20 protein-coding genes are annotated in these 18,269 nt (G+C 69.5%); 8 read left to right on the forward strand and 12 right to left on the reverse strand.

Translation table 11 applies throughout. The features are described 5' to 3' along the window. Positions 1–42 precede the first annotated feature (42 nt). Positions 43–492 carry a pilin gene (locus tag HNR73_RS31515; RefSeq protein WP_221331233.1) on the reverse strand — a complete coding sequence of 150 codons (450 nt, stop codon included), beginning with the start codon at positions 490–492 and terminating at the stop codon, positions 43–45. 295 nt (positions 493–787) lie between these two features. Beyond that, positions 788–1,519, reverse strand: a complete 732-nt coding sequence (locus HNR73_RS31520) for a hypothetical protein (RefSeq protein ID WP_184791341.1) — start codon at positions 1,517–1,519, stop codon at positions 788–790. A gap of 450 nt (positions 1,520–1,969) precedes the next feature. On the opposite strand from HNR73_RS31520, the gene HNR73_RS31525 reads away from it, so the two are divergent. After that, a complete protein-coding gene (locus HNR73_RS31525; RefSeq protein WP_184791342.1) occupies positions 1,970–2,299 on the forward strand; it encodes an STAS domain-containing protein in 330 nt (109 codons plus the stop codon). A gap of 213 nt (positions 2,300–2,512) precedes the next feature. Here HNR73_RS31525 and HNR73_RS31530 read toward each other — a convergent pair whose 3' ends face one another. From HNR73_RS31530 to HNR73_RS31545, 4 genes are all read right to left on the reverse strand, one after another. Beyond that, the gene (locus HNR73_RS31530; RefSeq protein ID WP_184791343.1) at positions 2,513–4,384 is read right to left on the reverse strand and encodes a hypothetical protein; all 1,872 of its coding nucleotides are present in this window, start codon (positions 4,382–4,384) and stop codon (positions 2,513–2,515) included. Continuing rightward, positions 4,369–5,136 (reverse strand): ABC transporter ATP-binding protein, encoded by a 768-nt coding sequence (locus HNR73_RS31535; protein WP_203686702.1) that lies wholly within the window; start codon positions 5,134–5,136, stop codon positions 4,369–4,371. The genes HNR73_RS31530 and HNR73_RS31535 overlap by 16 nt, the downstream gene beginning before the upstream one ends. Before the next feature lie 176 nt (positions 5,137–5,312). After that, entirely contained in the window at positions 5,313–6,245 is a 933-nt protein-coding gene (locus HNR73_RS31540; RefSeq protein ID WP_184791345.1) for an N-acetylmuramoyl-L-alanine amidase, read from the reverse strand. Between the two features lie 43 nt (positions 6,246–6,288). Continuing rightward, positions 6,289–6,735 carry a hypothetical protein gene (locus HNR73_RS31545; RefSeq protein ID WP_184791346.1) on the reverse strand — a complete coding sequence of 149 codons (447 nt, stop codon included), beginning with the start codon at positions 6,733–6,735 and terminating at the stop codon, positions 6,289–6,291. A 117-nt stretch (positions 6,736–6,852) separates the two neighbouring features. On the opposite strand from HNR73_RS31545, the gene HNR73_RS31550 reads away from it, so the two are divergent. Then, complete coding sequence (locus HNR73_RS31550) at positions 6,853–7,575, forward strand: hypothetical protein (RefSeq protein WP_184791347.1); 723 nt, start codon at positions 6,853–6,855, stop codon at positions 7,573–7,575. A 62-nt stretch (positions 7,576–7,637) separates the two neighbouring features. Here the strand turns inward: HNR73_RS31550 and HNR73_RS31555 are convergent, their stop codons facing one another. From HNR73_RS31555 to HNR73_RS31565, 3 genes are all read right to left on the reverse strand, one after another. Further along, positions 7,638–8,879, reverse strand: a complete 1,242-nt coding sequence (locus HNR73_RS31555) for an MFS transporter (protein ID WP_239122273.1) — start codon at positions 8,877–8,879, stop codon at positions 7,638–7,640. Further along, positions 8,876–9,961 carry a PLP-dependent cysteine synthase family protein gene (locus HNR73_RS31560; protein WP_184791348.1) on the reverse strand — a complete coding sequence of 362 codons (1,086 nt, stop codon included), beginning with the start codon at positions 9,959–9,961 and terminating at the stop codon, positions 8,876–8,878. The genes HNR73_RS31555 and HNR73_RS31560 overlap by 4 nt, the downstream gene beginning before the upstream one ends. A 67-nt stretch (positions 9,962–10,028) precedes the next feature. Beyond that, entirely contained in the window at positions 10,029–10,391 is a 363-nt protein-coding gene (locus HNR73_RS31565; RefSeq protein ID WP_184791349.1) for a hypothetical protein, read from the reverse strand. A gap of 280 nt (positions 10,392–10,671) precedes the next feature. Here HNR73_RS31565 and HNR73_RS31570 point away from each other — a divergent pair, with 280 nt between their 5' ends. The 3 genes from HNR73_RS31570 to HNR73_RS31580 all read left to right on the forward strand — a co-directional run bounded on the left by HNR73_RS31570 (position 10,672) and on the right by HNR73_RS31580 (position 13,967). Continuing rightward, positions 10,672–11,583, forward strand: a complete 912-nt coding sequence (locus HNR73_RS31570; protein ID WP_203686688.1) for a sporulation protein — start codon at positions 10,672–10,674, stop codon at positions 11,581–11,583. A 105-nt stretch (positions 11,584–11,688) separates the two neighbouring features. Continuing rightward, the gene (locus HNR73_RS31575; RefSeq protein ID WP_184791350.1) at positions 11,689–12,606 is read left to right on the forward strand and encodes a cation diffusion facilitator family transporter; all 918 of its coding nucleotides are present in this window, start codon (positions 11,689–11,691) and stop codon (positions 12,604–12,606) included. Between the two features lie 71 nt (positions 12,607–12,677). After that, positions 12,678–13,967, forward strand: a complete 1,290-nt coding sequence (locus tag HNR73_RS31580; RefSeq protein WP_184791351.1) for a hemolysin family protein — start codon at positions 12,678–12,680, stop codon at positions 13,965–13,967. Positions 13,968–14,055: 88 nt separating this feature from the next. Here HNR73_RS31580 and HNR73_RS31585 read toward each other — a convergent pair whose 3' ends face one another. Further along, positions 14,056–14,439, reverse strand: coding sequence for a nuclear transport factor 2 family protein (locus HNR73_RS31585; protein WP_184791352.1), 384 nt, complete (start codon positions 14,437–14,439; stop codon positions 14,056–14,058). Between the two features lie 42 nt (positions 14,440–14,481). Next, positions 14,482–14,787, reverse strand: coding sequence for a DUF1330 domain-containing protein (locus HNR73_RS31590; protein ID WP_184791353.1), 306 nt, complete (start codon positions 14,785–14,787; stop codon positions 14,482–14,484). Between the two features lie 130 nt (positions 14,788–14,917). Here HNR73_RS31590 and HNR73_RS31595 point away from each other — a divergent pair, with 130 nt between their 5' ends. The 3 genes from HNR73_RS31595 (at position 14,918) to HNR73_RS31605 (ending at position 17,750) form a co-directional block, all read left to right on the forward strand. Then, a complete protein-coding gene (locus HNR73_RS31595; protein WP_184791354.1) occupies positions 14,918–15,820 on the forward strand; it encodes a LysR family transcriptional regulator in 903 nt (300 codons plus the stop codon). A 77-nt stretch (positions 15,821–15,897) separates the two neighbouring features. Beyond that, the gene (locus HNR73_RS31600) at positions 15,898–16,353 is read left to right on the forward strand and encodes a MarR family winged helix-turn-helix transcriptional regulator (RefSeq protein WP_239122272.1); all 456 of its coding nucleotides are present in this window, start codon (positions 15,898–15,900) and stop codon (positions 16,351–16,353) included. Next, the gene (locus tag HNR73_RS31605; RefSeq protein WP_203686686.1) at positions 16,350–17,750 is read left to right on the forward strand and encodes an MFS transporter; all 1,401 of its coding nucleotides are present in this window, start codon (positions 16,350–16,352) and stop codon (positions 17,748–17,750) included. The genes HNR73_RS31600 and HNR73_RS31605 overlap by 4 nt, the downstream gene beginning before the upstream one ends. A gap of 113 nt (positions 17,751–17,863) precedes the next feature. Here the strand turns inward: HNR73_RS31605 and HNR73_RS31610 are convergent, their stop codons facing one another. Continuing rightward, entirely contained in the window at positions 17,864–18,253 is a 390-nt protein-coding gene (locus tag HNR73_RS31610; protein ID WP_184791355.1) for a hypothetical protein, read from the reverse strand. Positions 18,254–18,269: the final 16 nt, after the last annotated feature.

Consider the following 18,269-nt stretch of genomic DNA (forward strand, 5'->3'; position numbering starts at 1 on the left):
GCCATCGACTCTGGGGCTCGGCGGAATCTTCGCCGTGGCGGTTCACTGGAAGCTCACCACGTAGCTCAGCAAGGCCGCCAGCACCGGCGCGAGCACCGCCAGGCCATAGCCGATGGCCGCGGCACGCAACCCGGCCTTGGCCCTGTCGGTCTCGCCGGGATCGCCGCCACCGGCGAGATAACGCACGCCGGCGATCGTCAACAGCAGCGTCGCGAAAGCCGCGAGCAAACCCATGATCACATTGCGGATGTTGCGGATGACCGCCAGCAGCGTCTCCTGCGCCTGATTGCTCTCCTCATATCCCGGCGGAGGATCGGCGAGCTCGGCCGGGGCGGCGACCAGCACCGCGCCGTGCAGGGCCGTGGTGTCGACGTCGCCGTACCGGCTGGTGCACAACACCACCGCGGATGCCGTGACCAGCACCGCGAGGACCGCGATGTCCAGCCAGCGCCCGCGATGGCTGCTTGCTTTCGATGACCGTGGCGTCTCCATGGCACCGGCCCCCTCGTCAGACAGCTCGAAGTGAGTGAGGTGCTCCCGGCGGCGAGGTCGGCACCGACAGGCGCGGACACCCGCACACCCCCTTTCGGGATGGGAGATGGGTCGGCCACATCCGGTGGCATTCGGCGCCATCGACCCCGCCGACCGGGAACACCCGAGCCACCGCCGGAACCGGCGGGACTCACCCCTGAGCACAAGAACCGGGCCGATCCTGACGGGTCAATGCAGGCACAACGCAGGCACAACACAGGCACACCCGTCCCGGGTGCGCCCGCGTTGGACCAGGTCACGCCCACGATGGGACGGCTTCGCCGGCTGCTTCCGCCGCCGTGTCGAGCCAGGCGAGCAGACGGCGTTCGGCTCGCGAGCGACGCTGCCACACCGCCGCGACCGACACTCTCGCCACCCGCGCCGCCTCGGCCACCGGCACCGACTCCAGCCGAGTCGCGCCGATCAGGTCGGCCTCCCCCGGCGTGATCACACACGCCGCCACCGCCCGAGCGAGGACGACGTCAGGATGGCGGCACATCAACGCCGGCCTTTCTACAACGACATTCGCGACCGAAGCGGCGGCTCGGCGATCGGCACGCACCAGCCGCATCCCCGCGGCGTTCGCCGCCGCCCGCAGCCGCCGAAACACCCCCGGCGCTGCCAGGTCGATGCCCCCGACCGCGCCGAGGAACCCGACAACGAGTTCACTGTTGACATCGTCGGGATCGGCATCGGTGTGCCCGATGATCCGGGCGGCCAGGAAACGCAGCGACGGCAGCGCCAAACCGACCGCGACCAGCTGCCACACCGGATCGACACGTGCCTGACACAGCACGGCACGCCACAGCCTGTCCCGCGTGTCCGACGGCGTCACCGGCGACAACAGCAACCCGGCGACCTCATCGAGCCGGAGCTCACCGCTCCAGTCCAACACTCCGGAAAGCACCACCCGCGGATCGGATGCCAGGCGCGCGAACTCCTCGGCGGCGAGATCGAGTGCCGCCCGGGCCTTGGTGTGGCTTGACATGGCCCACCTCCTGAAAGATCGCGGCCGCGCAGACCACCCGCACGGCCCTCGACCTCCATGGCCTCACCCCGCGGGCACAGCAGCGGCACAGCCACTCCCCCACCTCAGGCGTGGACAGAGCCGCCGTGCCTGACGTGTGCCTCAGCTGCTGGACCCCGAGGCCCTGGGCGGTCTCGACTTCCTGGTGACGAACAGCCACCCGACCTCGCCGAAGAGATCGGCGCACTCTCACCCACCGGGCGGACAGAACACCTCCCGGCCCCGACCCCATTTGGTCGGATTTAGACGTAGCCTGGAACCGAGGGCCTGTGAACGTGCGTCCCCATCGTGGACATCGGCCCCTGTGGTCTCGACGGCTTGACGAGTTTCGTCGCCGGGGTCTGCGGCGTACCGGTAGACGTCTTCTCGCACTACCGGACCCCAACCGCCTGAGGTCCCACAGTGATACTCATGACCAATTCCGATGTCGTGGCCGACGTGGCGGAACTGCGCCTCGACGGCGAACTCGATATCAGCAACGCGAACTCGCTCCGGAGTGTCCTGTCGGACCTGGGCGGGTCGACAGCACCGCCGCGCATCCTCGTCGACCTGTCGAAACTCGCCGCGTGCGACAGCACCGGGCTGAGTGTGTTCGTCGCCGCGGCCAAACACTGCGCGGAGGCCGGAGGATGGCTGCGCCTGACCAAAGCCCGCCCTCATGTCGCCCGGCTCCTGGTCGTCACCGGCCTGACCGCCCTCGCCGACGACGATGGCCTGCCGCTCCCCGGCCCGGGTGCGTGAGTCATGGACGGCGCCGAGATCCAGGTCGCACACCGGCTGGACGGCACCGGCGCCGGATCTAAACCTCGCCGATGCTCCCGAGGTGCCTTGCCGTCCGCCGCCATCTCGTAGATCCCGCTGTCGCGAGCCGATGCTCGGTCGGTGCCGGCGACACCACAGCGGTAAGACTCATACTCCCCTGGCCGGATCGCGACTCCCCCGGCGGTGGGGCCCCTAACCGCCGAGCGCCTCTCGCGCGGCCCGTGACTTCTTATAGCGCCAGGGCAAGTACAACGCGGTCCCGTAGACCGCCAGCCCCAGCAGGAGCATCGCGATCGCGACGGGGTAGGCGAAGTCACCGAGGTAGGTGGCCAGGAACCACGACTTCTCGCGTTGGCCGAACAGCAGCATCCCGGTGGCCACCAGGCCCTGCGGGAACAGCGGAAGCCACCCGGTGCCCCAGCAGATCCCCACGATCGTCCGCTCCTTCTTGGGCAGGTCCTCCAGCTTGAAGTCGGCGAGGACGCGCTTGACGCCGTCTTCGCCCCTGACCGTGCGGGTCGAGGCCGCCTTGCCGGTGCGCATCGCCTGGAGCAGGTCGGGTCCGTGGGTGACCAGCCTGTGGTGTGCCAGGCGCCCGAACCACCAGGAGAACAGCGCGCCGGAGGCGACGCCGACGGGCACCGTCAGCCAGGTCAGCCAGGCCGTGCCGGTGATCAGCCCTGCGGCGAGGGCGCCGGCGGCGGGTACGCAGGTCAGCGGGACACCCAGCAGCATCACGTAGACGAGGCCGGACACCTGCCCCTCGTTGTCGCCGAGTCCCAGCGGGTTCGCGCCGCGTTTGTGCGGGTCGGTGAGCGGGATCAGCATGTACACCGAGACCAGGGCCGCCAGTCCGGCCGCGCCGCCGAGGGCCGCGGGCAGCAACCCCAGCACGATCGGCCACGCCGAGTCCTCTCCGGAGACCGCGGTGAGGGCCACCGTCAGCACCGCGCTGATCGGCCCGAAGACCGCCACCCACGCCAGCTGCCGGCCGCGCACGTCGGCCCGGGCCGCTCCCGGGGTCAGCAGCGTCATCCACAGCGCGGTGCCGTCGGAACCGAAGACGTTGGCGGCCAGGCCCGAGGCCATCACCAGCACGACCAGCCCGGTGTAGGGCGCCATGCCCCACCAGCCGACCAGCACCGGCAGGAGGCAAAAGGCCACGCCGTAGACGATCGCGAACCACATGTGGTTGATCCGCAGCAGATCGCGGGACCAGCCGCGCAGCTCCTTGGCCAGCACCGCGCCGACCGGGCCGTTGCCGCCGAGGCGGGCTCTGCCGGCGGTGTGGACACGCGGCCGAGCGGGCTTGACGGTGAGTCGCCGGCGCAGCATCCGCGCCCAGGTCAGCAGCATCACGACGAGCAGGACGGCCATCGCCGCCAGCAGACCGGCCGCCAGGCCCCACTCACCGCGTCCAGCGGCGTCCACCGCCCGCACAGGCCAGCCCGAAGGCAGCCAGCCGACGATGTCGTCCAGGACGGCCGGTCCCTTCGCCCCCCAGCGCTGGGTCAGCGCCGCCACCAGGGCCCAGCCCTGTGCCAGCAGCGCCAACGCACCGGCCCACACGAAGGCCACGATCGCCGCGCCGAGATGCGTCCGCAGCAGGATTCCGGCCACGGCGTTGACGAAGCGCGCCAGCAGGACCACGAAGGCCAGCTCCAGCAGCATCGCCGGGACCGCCACCACGAGGGTCTCGGGTCCGGCCTGCACGGCGTAGGGCAGCAGCGCGGCGAAAGCCACCAACGCGATCGCCGGCCCGAAGCCGACGAAGGAGGAGGCCAGCAACCCGGCGGCCAGCTTGCGCGGGGTCAACGGCAGCACCGCGAAGTTCTCCGGCTTGAGCACCTCGCCGCCACCGACGATCAGCGGCGCGATCGCCCAGCCCAGCACCCACAGGCCCAGCAACCCCGCCAGGGCCGTGCCGTCGGAGAATCCAAGGTAGATGGTCGCACCGGCCAGCACCAGGCCGATCACCACGGCGGAGGCGGTGTAGGCCGCCTTCTGCCCGCGCAGCGAGTGACGCAGGACCGCCACCCGCATCGCGATCAAGACGCCAGCCACGCCAGGCCCTCCGCACCCTCGACACGACCGCCGACCAGGTCCACGAACACGTCCTCCAGGCCACGTCCGGCCTTGACCTCCCCGACCGTCCCCGACACCGCCACGCGCCCACGGTCGATCACGGCCACGTGGTCGCAGATGTGCTCCACCAGCGCCATCACGTGGCTGGACATCACCACCGAGCCGCCACCGTCGATGAAGCGGCGCAGGATCCTGCGCACGGTCAGCGCGGACACCGGGTCGACCGCCTCGAAGGGCTCGTCGAGGACCAGCAGCCGGGGCGCGTGCAGCAGCGCCACCGCCAGCCCGATCTTTTTGCGCATGCCGGTGGAGTATTCCGAGACCAGGGTCTTCTCCGCCTCGACGAGCTCCAGCACGGTCAGCAGCTCCTCGGCCCGTGCATCCACCGCGGAGCGGTCGAGCCCGCGCAGGAGACCCAGGTAGGTCAACACCTCCCGGCCGGTGAGCCGCTCGGGCATGCCCAGGGAGTCGGGCAGGACGCCCAGCAGTTCCTTGGCGCGCTCGGGCTCGGTCCACACGTCGACGCCGAAGACCTCCGCACGCCCGGCGTCCGGCCGTAGCAACCCGACCGCCATGGACAGCGAGGTGGTCTTCCCCGCGCCGTTGAGGCCGACGAGGCCGTAGAAGGAACCGGCCGGGACGGTCAAGGACAGGTCGTCGACGGCGGGTTTGCCGCCGAAGGCCTTTGTCAGGCCGGTCAGTCGCAGGGCGTCGGGCATGTCTTCCTCCAGGGTCCCCTTGACGGTAGGGCCGGAATCCGGGGCGATCGTCCACCGGTGGGAGGACACCGCGGGTCGCCTCGCGGGTGGAGATGCCCTCCTCGCGGAGGAGCCTAGGTCGCCGCTAGGGAGGAGGATGTCCCCTGCGCCCTTCCCGGGACAACCCCGACCAATCGCCCGGCCGGCCGCTAGGCGAGGTACGCGCGAAGACCAGCGGCCAAAGCGCTCGCGAGCTTCTGGCGCCAGACGGGATCCTTGGTGAGGGCCGCGTCCTTGGTGTTGCGCATGTTGGCGCACTCGACCATCACCTTCGGCACATCCGAGAGGATCAACCCGCCCATGTCGCTGCGGGGATTGATGCCATCGGTGCCCATGTACGTGGACGTCTGGACGACCTTGCCGCCGACCAGCGCGTCCCTCAGCGCGACGGCCAAGGCGTGCGACTCGTGCACGATGTCGTCGGTGTAGCCGTTGACGAGTTTGGGCTCCATGATGTGGAAGCCGCGGCCGGTCGTCGAACCCCAGTCGGCGTGTAGGGAGACCGACAGGTCGGCCTCGTTGCCGATCGCGGCCCGGTCGGTGATGCAGGGCCCGACACCGCTGTCGGAGTCGCGGGTGAAGGTGACGATCGCGCCGGCCTTCTCCAGTTCGGTCTTGAGCCGCTGCGCGACGTCCCAGGCGAAGGCGTGCTCGGGATAGGAGCCGTCGTAGGTCTTCGTGCCGATGGCGTCGCAGGCCTTGGTACCGGTGCCGACATCGACGAGCTTGTCGATGATCTCGGGGTGGTCGGCGTTGCCGCCGTAGTGACCGGGGTCGATGGCGATGCGGGCACCGTAAAGCGGGTCGCCGTCCGGATCGGCCTTCGGCGCCCCCGGCGGAGACTTCTTCCCCGGCCAGATGGTCGACCCCGGCGCGGGGTCGCCCGGGTCGGAGAAGGGCGCGAGGACACCGTCGGTGGGGTCGGGCGCGGCGAGCGCGCCGGGGTCGGCGCTTTCGCTCGTCGAAACGTACGGCGGGGTGTCCTCGGCGCGATCACCCCCACCGGAGCCGGACTCGGTGGAGCAGGCGGCGAGAACGGCGAGGAGGGCAAAAACGAGCGGAACGTGCAGGGGCTTGGGCATGGAGTCCTTCGAAAAGGCGAACGAGCTGGCGGCCGCTAGGAGGTCATTCTTCAGTGGGATCTGACAGTAGTCTTCGCAGGGTCGCCGCGACCGATCTCGCTTCCACCATTTGCGAGTCCAGACGCTTCTTTCGCGCGCCCCACCCTTCGGCTCTTTCTATCGCTTCGTCCAGAAAATCGAGCAGTTCGATTTGCGCATTATCGCCTGGGCTTTCCGGGAGCGCCACTTGAACGACCAGCGTCTGAGGTTCCTCTAGGAAACGTCCGGTACGCATGCCAGCGAACCGGGGAGCATAGACTTCTCCGGGGACTATGAAGGTAACGGCCAGTCCGAACGGATCCGGCGGGCCGTCGCCCGCAGCGTGGACGAGCGCCCGCTGGAGGGCATTGATCGCCGAGGTCCAGCGTTTATCCTCGAAGCCTCCGCCAATAATCGAAGTAATCGAAAAGGAGGGAGAGGACTCATTATTTGAGATTCCACTCTTATCCATTGCCACAATCCTAGATCCATACTTCCAGCGTGCTTTTCCAGATTGAAACTACGGGGAGGCCTCGCGGCCTCGTCTCGGGGATTCATCATCGGAGCACCGAACGAGGCGGTCGGCACGATGGCCAAGGCCGGCGGCGCCCAGATCGGGAAGCACGAACTCACCGCCGGCAGCCCGAAGATCATCAAGGGGCTCGACCAGGCCGTCACGGTGGTGGGCGAAACGGCCGAGGCCAACGACCGCTTCGGGGCAGCGGTGTCCATGGTGGACTACTGGCCCAGTGGCCAGAGCTCCAAGACGGTCCACACCCTGATCGCGATCGGCACGCCTGGCGAGGATCAGCAAGCGGTCGTCGACGCGGGTGGAGTCACGGTCCTCAACCTCGATGCGGCTTCGGAGACGCTGACGCTTCACGCCAGCCTTCTGCAGGGTGGGGCACGCCAGGACCAGCCGGAGACCGGGGACCAGTTCGGTGCATCGGTGTCCCTGGACGATCTCGCCGCCGACGCACCTGTCACGGTGTCGACGTTGCACCTGGCGGCCGGCGTACCGGGCGAGGAAGCGGGAAGTCCCGCGAACGCCGGGGCCGTGCACATGTTCCCGCTGGCCGGCTCGGCGGCGGGAGCCGACTATCTGGTCGCTCCCGGAGCACACGGAGTGCCTGCGCCGACGACCGCCGCCAGCGGCTTCGGGCAGACGCTGATGTTGACGGGCACCGGGATCCTCGTCTTGGCGTCCGGCGCCAAGACCGTCTACCAGATCTCGTGGGCGAACATTACGGGGACGACCGGCGTGACCACCCCCTACCCCGTCACCGCGGGCAAGACGGCACTCGTCGGCTGAACCAAGGTGGGTGAGCGGTACTCACCGCTCACCTACCCGGCTCGCGAACAGCGGCCAACCGGCTAAGCCCTGGCGACGAGCTCACCGGCAGGCTCGGCGGCCGGGGACAGCAGGCCCCGGCGGCGGAGGGTGCGCAGGCCGACGGCGCCGAGGACGCCGAGGGCGGCCATGGCCAGCCAGGGGACGGTGGTGCCGGCGGTGTCGAGTGAGGTTCCGATGATCGTGTTCCCGGCGGCGATCCCGACGCCGGCCACGCTGCTGTAGAGCCCGTAGTGCGTGGCGACGTGCCGGCCTCGTGACATGGCGACCACGGTGTCCATCTCGAAGGGGTAGATAATCATCGTCGCGGCGGCCAGGAGTACCGCTCCGGCGACGGCGCAGGCGACGAGTACCGCGCCCGCCGCGTCGAGGCCGACGGCGGCGGCCGGCGGCAGGAAGGCCGCGGCCATCACCAGAATTCCCCGCTCCATCGACGTCTCCGGGCCCCATCGAGACCGGCACCAGGCCGTGACGCGGACCTGGCAGGCGATGGTGACCAAGCCCGTCACGGCGAACAGCAGCATCGTGCCCACGATCGCCGACTCGGCGGCGACCAGGAGCGGGAAGGCCAGGTAGATCTGGAATCCGAGCACGTAGGGCACCGTCATGACCAGGCTGAAGGCGACGAAGCGCCGATTGGCCGCCACCGTCCGCCAGGTCCGCGCGATCGAGGTCTTCTCGGCCTCCCCCGCGTCATGGGCGGGGAGGTATCGCAGCTGGGCGAGGGCCAGCACGGCGAAGACGAACGCGGCCACAGCGCAGGTCACGGTGAAGTCGAGCGCCGTGGCGGCCAGCCCCACAACGGGCCCGACGAGGATGCCCGCCTGGTAGAACACGTTGAACACCGCGAAGGACTCCACCCGCCGCTCCCCCGACGAGGCGGCCAGATAGGCGCGCACTGCCGGGTTGAACAAGGCCCCGGCGACACCCGTCGCAGCCATCCCGACCAGCAGACCGGGCAGCGAAGGCACGGCGGCCAGCAGGACGAAGGCGACGGTGCGCAGCACGCAACCCGCGATGATCATCGACCGGTAGCCGAGCCGGTCGGCCAATGTCCCACCGAGCAGGAACATCCCCTGCTGGCAGAGGTTGCGCACGCCGAGGACGAACCCGGCGACACCGGCGGCGAGGCCGAGATCGCCGGTGAGATGCCCGGCGAGGTAGGGCATCAGCATGTAGAAGCCCAGGTTGATGCCGAACTGGTTGAGACACAACAACCGCACCGTCGGGCCGACGCCGCGCAGTTGCGCACGCAGCCCGGTCACCGGCCCGCGCCTTTGGCGACCGGGTCGACCACGGTGGCGCAACGCGACCAGGCCACGGCCTCCTCGGCGAGCGGATCGGTGAGCGTCACCGGCCCCTCGGGCACCGGCTGGTCGAGCAGGCCGTGCGCGCGGCAGTAGTCGTCGTTGAAGACGGTGTCGGCGTAGCGATGCACGCCGTCGGGGAAGGCCGCGACGATGCTGGTCTCGCGCGGGTGGGTGCGCGCGAGCCAGTCGGCGACCAGCGCGACCGCGCCCACGCTCCAGCCGCCCGAACCGAAACTGGAGCGGGCCAGGGCACGGCTGGTCCGCACCGCCGCGCTCGCCGGTACCCAGTGGATCTCGCTGAAGCGCGGGTAGGCGACGTTGCGGGGGTGGATGCTGCTGCCCAGGCCGCGCATGAGGCGCCGGCGCGCGGGCTGCCCGAAGATCGTCGAGCCGCACGCGTCGACGCCGACGAGCCGCACGCCCGGGGAGTGCCTGCTCAGTTCGCGGTGGATCCCGGCGGAGTGGCCCCCGGTGCCCACGGCGCAGACGAGCACGTCGACGCGGCCGAGCTGCGCGGCGAGTTCGCGGGCCAGCGGCGCGTAGGCGCCGGTGATGTCGGGGTTGTGGTACTGGTCGGGGCACCACGCGCCGGGCCGGTCGGCGAGGATCTCGGCGACCCGGCGGCGGCGCGCCTCCTGCCAGCCGCCGCGGGGATCGGGGGCGGTGACGATGTCGACGATGGCGCCGTAGGCGGCCAGGAGCCTGCGCACCGAGGGTTCGAGGCCGGGGTCGGCGACGATCCACAAGGGATGGCCGTGGTCTCCGGCGGCCAGCGCGAGACCGAGCCCGAAGGTGCCGCTGCTGGATTCGACGATCGGGGCGCCGGGCGCGAGCAGACCGCGCTGCCGGGCGGCGCGGACCAGGTGCAGGGCGGCGCGATCTTTGATGCCGCCGGGGTTCTCGCCTTCGAGTTTGGCCCAGTAGCCGCGGTCTGGGCCGGCGGCGATGCGCAGGACGGGCGTGTCGCCGACCATCCCGGCGGCGCTGCGGTGAACGCGTGAATGGACGGTCGGCATGGCGATGCCGGTTTCGGACATGGTGTTTCCCCTTGGGTCGTGCCGACGAAGGACGAACGATGAGGCGGCATGGGCCGCCACCGCTCTCCTATGTCCGTGACACGCACAGTCCGATCAGGCCGTCGGCTCCCCCGCTCGTCCACGGGGCCCTCGTCGTCGGTGCCGACACCACGTCGACGACGGCACGACTGGGGGCCACGGTGGCACTCTTCACGGCGACGGCGTTGGGAACCGGGGCCGTGGCGGGGTCGGCGTCGAAACGCTCGACGTGGTGCCGGTGTCCGAGCGGTTCGCAGTGGACGACGCCCGAGACGCCGTGTCCCGGGTCGGGGTGATGGGGGTGCGCCGCACAGAGGTCCGCCCCGGCGATCAGCATGAGCATCACGATCACGGCGACCGGTTGGAGGAGTCGGCGGGGGTGTCCCCGTCGCACCGCTCCCCGATCGCACATGGGAACGACGCTAACTTCCCGGCGGCTTTCCGGAGGCCGTGACACCCCGGACCGCCCCCGTATTGAGGATCGTCTCCCGGCCTTTCGACGGTGCCTGACCTTGCTTAGGGGCTGCTAACCTCGACGGCATGCCAGATGACGACATAGAGGGCTGTAGTCCTCAGCCGGGTGCGGCCCGGCGTTGTGATCATGGTGCGGCCAGGGTTTCTGGCCGTTTTCGTCCCCACCTTCTCGCGTGGGGACCGACCCCACGCTTCCTCGTGCGCAAAGGAGCGGTTCGGTGGTCTTCAAGAAGATGCTGCGAAAACTCGGGGTCGGTGGCCCGAGCGTGGACACGGTCCTCGACCACAGCGACGTACGACCCGGCGAGCGGGTGACCGGTCAGGTCCACATTCAGGGCGGTGACCACGACGTCGCGATCGAGCACGTCGCGTTGAGCCTGGTGACGCGGGTCGAGATGGAAGGCGGCGAGCACGAGTTCAGCGCCGCCGTGGAGTTCGCCCGTCAGCTCGCGTCGGGCCGGTTCGCGCTGGCCGCCGGGCAGCGGCACTCGATCCCCTTCGCCATCGAGGTCCCGTGGGAGACCCCGGTGACCCGCGTCTTCGGCCGGCACCTCCACGGCATGGCGCTGGGTGTGAGCACCGAGCTGGCGGTGGCCAAGGCCGTCGACAAGGGCGATCTGGACCCGCTGTCGGTGACGCCGCTGGTGTCGCAGGAACGCGTCCTCGACGCCCTGGGGAAACTCGGTTTCTCCTTCCGTAAGGCCGATCTGGAACGCGGCCGGATCCGCGGCCTGCATCAGGAGCTGCCGTTCTTCCAGGAGATCGAGTTCCAGCCGCCGCATCAGTTCGCCGGTCGTATCGGCGAGGTCGAGCTGACCTTCGTCGCCGACCGGCACCATCTCGCCGTCGTGTTGGAGGCCGACCGTCGCGGCGGGGTCTTCGGCGGCGGCGGTGACGACTTCGGCCGCTGGGTGTTCCCGCACGAAGTCGCCCTGCGCACCGACTGGGAGGGCCTGGTCGACGAATGGCTGACCGACGTCGCCTCCCGAGGCGGGCACCATGGTCAGCGTGGAAGCGGCTTCGGGGGCGGAGCCGTGGCCGCGAGCGTGGCCGGTGGCCTGGTGGGCGGCATGGTCCTCGGTGAGGTCTTCGACGAGATCGGCGACGTCTTCGACGGTGACGACGACTGACCTGGTCGGCCATCTTCGGCCCGACCGGACCAACCCGGCCGGGCCGCTCGCTATTCGATCCGTGCTCGCGACAACGCGCACGTTCACCACTAGAAAGGGCCCGTAGTGGCTGGGGACGGCAGTACGAAGGCGGTGGTCACCGCCTTGGCGGCGAACATGGGCATCGCGGTCAGCAAGTTCGTCGCGGCGGGGATCACCGGATCCTCCTCGATGCTCGCCGAGGGCGTGCACTCGGTGGCCGACTCGGCCAATCAGGCGCTGCTCCTGCTCGGCGGGAAACGCGCCCGGCGGGCACCGACCAGGGAGCACCCTTTCGGGTACGGGCGGGAGCGCTACATCTACGCGTTTATCGTCTCGATCGTGCTGTTCACCCTCGGCGGGCTCTACGCGCTGTTCGAGGGCTACAGCAAGCTGACCGACCCGCACGAGCTGTCCTCGCCGCTGATCGCGGTCGTGGTGCTGGTGCTGGCGATCGGGCTCGAAGGCTGGGCGCTGCGCACCGCGATGCGGGAGGCGGCGAAACTCAAAGGCGAGCAGTCGTGGCTGTCGTTCGTGCGCCACGCCAAGGCCCCCGAGCTGCCCACGATCCTCCTTGAGGACGCCGGGGCCGTGATCGGGCTGGTGACGGCGCTGCTCGGCGTGGGCCTGACGGTGATCACCGGTAACGGGATCTTCGACGCGATCGCGACGCTGGTCATCGGTGCGCTGCTGGTCGTCATCGCCGTGGTGTTGGCCACCGAGACCAAGAGCCTGCTGCTCGGCGAGGCCGCCAGTCCGCGCGAGGTCGCCGCGATCCGCGCGGCGATCAGCGCCGAGGCGGTCATCGACCACGTCATCCACCTCAAGACCGTCCACATCGGACCCGAGGAGATCCTGGTCGCCGCGAAGATCGGCATCGACCGGACCGACAACGGCGACGAGATCACCACGGCGATCAACAACGCCGAGGCCGCGATCCGGGTGGCCGTGCCGACGGCGACGCAGATCTACCTCGAACCCGACATCCTGCGCGCGCAGCCCTGACGCCCGGGTGGGCGCCTCCGGTGAACGGGGGCGCCCACTTTGTCCACACGAGACCTTGGAGGTCGACAGCCGTGAGTGGCTACAGCGGGCAGATCCTGCTCGTGTTCGTCCTGATCCTGCTCAACGCGGTCTTCGCCGGCAGCGAGATGGCCCTGGTGACGCTGCGCGAGAGCCAGCTGCAACGCCTGGAGCGCACCACCAGGAGCGGGAAGGTTCTCGCCAAGCTGGCACGCGACCCCAACCGCTTCCTGGCCACCATCCAGATCGGCATCACCCTCGCGGGTTTCCTCGCCTCGGCGGCCGCGGCGGTGTCGCTGGCCGAGCCGCTCATCGAACCGCTGTCGTTGTTCGGTTCGGGCGCCAGGCCGGTCGCGATCGTCATCGTCACGCTCATCTTGACCTTCTTCACCCTCGTCCTTGGCGAACTCGCGCCCAAGCGCATCGCCATGCAGCGCGCCGAAACATGGGCGCTGCTCGTCGCCCGCCCCCTGGACCTGCTCGCGACCCTGTCGCGGCCGGCCGTGTGGGTGCTCGGCAAGTCCAGCGACATCGTCGTCCGCATGACCGGCGGCGACCCCGACGCCGGCCGCGAAGAGGTCTCCCCCGAAGAGATCCGCGACCTCGTCGCCGCGCAACGGGGGTTCACTCCCGAACAGCGCACGATCATCTCGGGCGCCTTCGAGATCACCGACCGAATCGTCAAGGAGATCATCGTTCCCCGCCGCGAGGTCATGTCCCTGCCTCGCGAAACCCCGACCGAGGACGCCCTGCGGACCCTGCTGCACGCCGGGCACTCCCGCGCACCGGTCACCGGCCCCGGCGGGCTCGACGACGTGTTCGGCGTCGTCCACCTCCGCGACCTCGTCCACGCCGACGGCACCGTCGCCGAACACGCCCACGACTGCGTCGTCTTCCCCGAGACCCTGCCGGTCGCCGACGCGCTGCGGCAGTTGCGCGCCACACGCGAGCACCTCGCCGCCGTCGCCGACGAATACGGCTCCATCTCGGGGATCATCACCCTCGAAGACCTCGTCGAGGAGGTCATCGGCGAGATCTACGACGAATCCGACCGCGATGTCCTCTCGGTGGTCCGAAACGACGACGGGACGCTCATCCTGCCGGGCACCTTCCCACTCCACGACATGCCCGACATCGGCATCGACCTCGACGACGGCGAAGACGACGCCGACTACACCACCATCGCCGGACTCGTCCTGGCCCACCTCGGGCACATCCCCACCGCACCCGGCGAAACCGTCGAACTCCCCGGCTTCACCGCGACGGTCGGCGCCGTCGACAACCGCGCCATCACGAAGGTGACCTTGCGGCTGAAGCCCGTGGCCGCCGAGGAGGACGACTAGGACGGCCCGGTGATCCGGCTGTTCGGGCGGGCCAGGTCACGGCCCACCGGACCGTGACTCGCACACCGCCTGACCACCCGGGCGTCGGTCAGGGCGAGACCACCGATCCGTGCGCGGCGGCGATCACCCAGCCGTTCGCCGAGGGGGCCCAGGTCCGCGTGTAGGCCAAGGTCGCGTCGATCTTGTCGTCGGCGACCGTCCCCACGAGGTGCAGGACCGCCCGGGTGACACCGATCCCGTCGATGACCTGGACCTCGCGGCTGACCTCGCCGACCTCGGTGAGCAGCAGCGTTTGCGCCCGGTGGGCGGCCATGTCGGCGGCCTTGTCGATCGTGGACCCGTCGGGGCCGGTGAAACGCACGTCCTCGTGCAGGAACGCGTCGAGCGCGGACACGTCGTTGTTCAGCAGCGCGGTCTGGAAGCGGCTCTCGGCGTCGTTCAGCGTGGTGGTGTTGAATCGATCGGTGTCCATGCCGCGAGAATACCGGGCTCAAGATCGTGTCCTGGTGGCCGCTCAGTCGATGCCTTCGATGATGCGGAAGTCGCGCTCGAAGCCGTCGGGGAGGGCGACCAGCGCCTGCTGGTAGATCTCGCTCTCGTATGCGGCGACGGCCTGTTCGAAGCTGTCGAACTCGATCAGCACGACGCGTTGGGTGGTACCTGCCTCGTGGGCGACGAGGCGGCCACCACGGGTCGGGATCAAAGACAGGACGCGCCCGCCGCCGGCCTGGACGGCCAGACCGGCCAGCTCGTCGTAGGCGGTCAGCGCCTCGGGGTCGGTGGTGGCGGGGTAGACGCTGACCCAGTAGCCCTTGGTCATGGAAACCTCCTGTGTTCGGCCGGACACGTCCGGCGTCGTATGCGCAGGTTAAGGCCTGATCCACGGCCGAGGGAAAGACCAATACCGACTAGTCTCAGAACGGATCGTTATCAATCAAGGGGGAGGTCGCGTGGCACCCGACACGGTGAGCCTGCGGTACTTCCTGATGCTGGCGCAGGAGTTGAACTTCACCCGCGCGGCCGCACGGATCGGTATCGCACAGCCCGCGCTCAGCGCCCGGATACGCCGGCTGGAAGCCGAACTCGGTACGGCCCTGGTGGTCCGCAACACCCGTAGCGTCGCGTTGACCGCAGCCGGTGCGGCTCTGGCGGAGGCCGCACCGCCCGCACTGGCGGCACTGGACCGGGCATGGGACACCGCCCGCAGCGCCGCGACGGGTGAACTGGGCACGCTGCGCATCGGACACAGCCTCAGCGCCGGGGCCGAGACGGTACCGGCACTGGTGGACAGGCTGATGCGCGACAACAGCGGACTCCAGGTCAGCGCCGTCCCGATGGCGACACCGGAGATCGTCCCCGCGGTCGCCGACGGCCGCATCGACGCCGGAATCACCCGCGGCGAACAGCCGGGACGTGGCGTGCGCCGGTTCCTGCTGCGCCGCATGCGCGTCGGGGTCCAGCTGGCGCGGCACCATCCGCTGGCCGAACACGCCGAGATCGAGATCACCGACGCGGCCGCCTATCCGCTGCGACTCCCCGACCGTGCGGCCAACCCCGTGGTCCACGATCAACTGACCACACTGTTCCGAGACATCCGGCCGCAGCCCCGGTTCCACACGCCCGCGGTCGCTTTCGACATGTCTCAAACGGACCTGCGCGACGGGGCCACCCTCGCCCCGGCCGGAGAAGCCGCGATCTCGACACAAGCGGCCGGTCTCACCTGGCGCCCCCTGCGGGGCGCACCAAGCCTGGTGATCCACCTGGTCCTCCCCGGCGAGCAGTCGCCACTGCACCGCCGCATCCGCGCCGTCGCCAAAACCCTGGCGCACGAACTGGACTGGCTGCCGGACTGACGCGCGAACCGCACGTGCAGCCGCACCCCGACAACGACATACATAAAGCCTATATATAAAGCTGCTATGCTTCAGGCATGAGTCGCCACAGCGCCGCACGCGCTTCCGACGCCATCGGCTCAGCCCTCTACGGCCTGGCCACCAGGGCCGTCCGACGCCTCCCCCGCGATATGAGCCTGACGTCCGCGGCCACCTTGGCCACCCTGGACAAGACCGGCCCGCGACGGATCACCGATCTGGCAATGGCCGAGGGCGTCACCCAGCCCGCGATGACCGTCCTGGTCCGGGGACTGGAGGAATCCGGCCTGGTCGAACGGACGGGCGATCCGTCCGACAAGCGGGTCACGCTGGTGTGCCTGACCGAGACCGGCGCCTCGTACGTCCGGACCCGGCGCCAAGCGGGCATCGACGCGTACACGCGGTTGATCGACCAACTCACCGCAGACGAAGTCGAGGCCCTGACAGCCGCTCTCCCCGCGCTGCGGCACCTGGCAGAACTCGAAGGCCACGCCCGAGAAGAGTCCGACCGGTGACGAAGACCCAGGCCCAGCCCCCGAGCACTGCCCCGACCACCCGTCTGCTGGTCCCCGCCCTGGTGTTCATCGCCCTGGTCGTGGCGGCCGTCGCCAGCCTCGGCACGCCGCTCATCACCAGCGTGGCCACCGCCTTCGAGGTCTCCCTCGACAGCGCACAGTGGACACTGACCATCACCCTGCTCAGCGGCGCCGTCGCCACACCCGTCCTCGGCCGGCTCGGCGCCGGCCCTCACCGACGGGCCACGATCCTCGCCACACTGGCCATCGTCGTCGGCGGCAGCGCGGTCACCGCCCTGCCACTGCCCTTCGCCTGGCTGCTCGCCGGCAGAGCGGCCCAAGGCGTCGGACTCGGCCTCACCGCGCTGATGATGGGCGTCGCCCGCGACCACCTTCCCGAGAAACGCAGCGCGGCCACGATCGCCCTGATCTCCGTGGTCTCCATCATCGGAGCCGGCGTCGGCTACCCGCTGGCCGCGCTGCTCGCCGAGTTCGGCGGACCGCGGGCCGCCTACGGCCTCGGCCTGCTCGTCACCGCCATCGCGTTCCTGACCGCCTGGCGCTCCATCCCCGCGGCTCCCGAAGGCCGCTCCGCTCACGTGAACGTCGCCGGTGCGCTCACCCTGGCGGGCGGACTGCTCCTCGTCTTGTTCCTCGCCGGCGACAGGAACCTGTGGAGCCGGCACCTGCCCCTGGCGGTCACCCTCGCCGTCGCCGCCGTGCTTCTCCTGTGCGCCTGGACCGCCATCGAGCTGCGCGCCACGACACCCCTCGTCGACGTCCGCGCGGTGCGGCACCCGGCGGTCGCCGGGGCCAACATCGCCATGTTCGTCGGCGGAATCGGCATGTACCTCCTGCTGACGCTCATCACCCGCTACGCACAGACGCCGCACAGCGCCGGCTACGGCTTCGGGCTGACCACCTTCGTGGCGGGACTGGTCCTCATCCCGTTCTCGGTGCTGGGATTCGTCGCCGGCAAACTCACGCCACGAGTCCGCAAACGGATCGACGGCCCCCTGCTGCTGGCAGGCAGCGCCGCCATCGTCGGCGGCGGGTTCGTCCTGTTCGCACTCGCCCGGTCGAGCCTCGCCGAACTGCTCGTGGCCATGGGCGTACTGGGCCTCGGCGTCGGCAGCTTCTCGGCCGCCATGCCCGGCGTCATCCTGGCCGTCACGCCCAAGAGCGAGACGTCGAGCGCCATGAGCTTCAACTACATCGTCCGCAGCGTCGGATACTCCCTGGGCAGCGCCATCGGCGGACTGGTCCTGGCCACCGGCACCACCACCGGCCACCTCTTCCCGAACGAAGACGCCTACACCACCGCCGCCCTGGTCGGCGTGGCCGCGATGGCGATCACGACGGTGACCAGCCTCGTCCTGGCTCGCAGAGAGCATTAACCCATAAACCATCTGGGTCCATTCAGGACAGCTCATACCCAACCCGAACATGGCTTGTACAACAACCTGTGAGCACACCCGTTAACAGGGGAAACCTCCCGCTCTATACCGAACTAGCCGCGCAAAATCCTGGACGCTCGACCTTCCTCCGTTAGGACGTTCACGACAAATAGGCCAAAATCCCAATGTTCGTCCTCCACGAAAGGCGTCGGGTCATCCTCAATTGCCCCGAGCGGCTCATACGTAATCGAAACCTGTTGCCCCTCCAGATCCCCGGCACTCATCACGGAATGATTGCCGACTTTTTGCCAGGTAACGGTCGCAGCACTCGCAATCCAACTTCGCCCTCGGAGCCACAGTCGTAGCTCGGCACCCATACGGTAGAACACAACGTCATCCCCAGCCAGGGTAACGAAGTAGCCCCGGGCGCCGAATACTTCACCTTCTGACGAGGAGACACGTTTGCCGGTGAGAGCCCCGCTGTTCGGATCGAACTCAGCCAAATCGCGAAAGCGAGAA

This window comes from Phytomonospora endophytica (assembly GCF_014202425.1).
Lineage (GTDB): Bacteria > Actinomycetota > Actinomycetes > Mycobacteriales > Micromonosporaceae > Phytomonospora > Phytomonospora endophytica.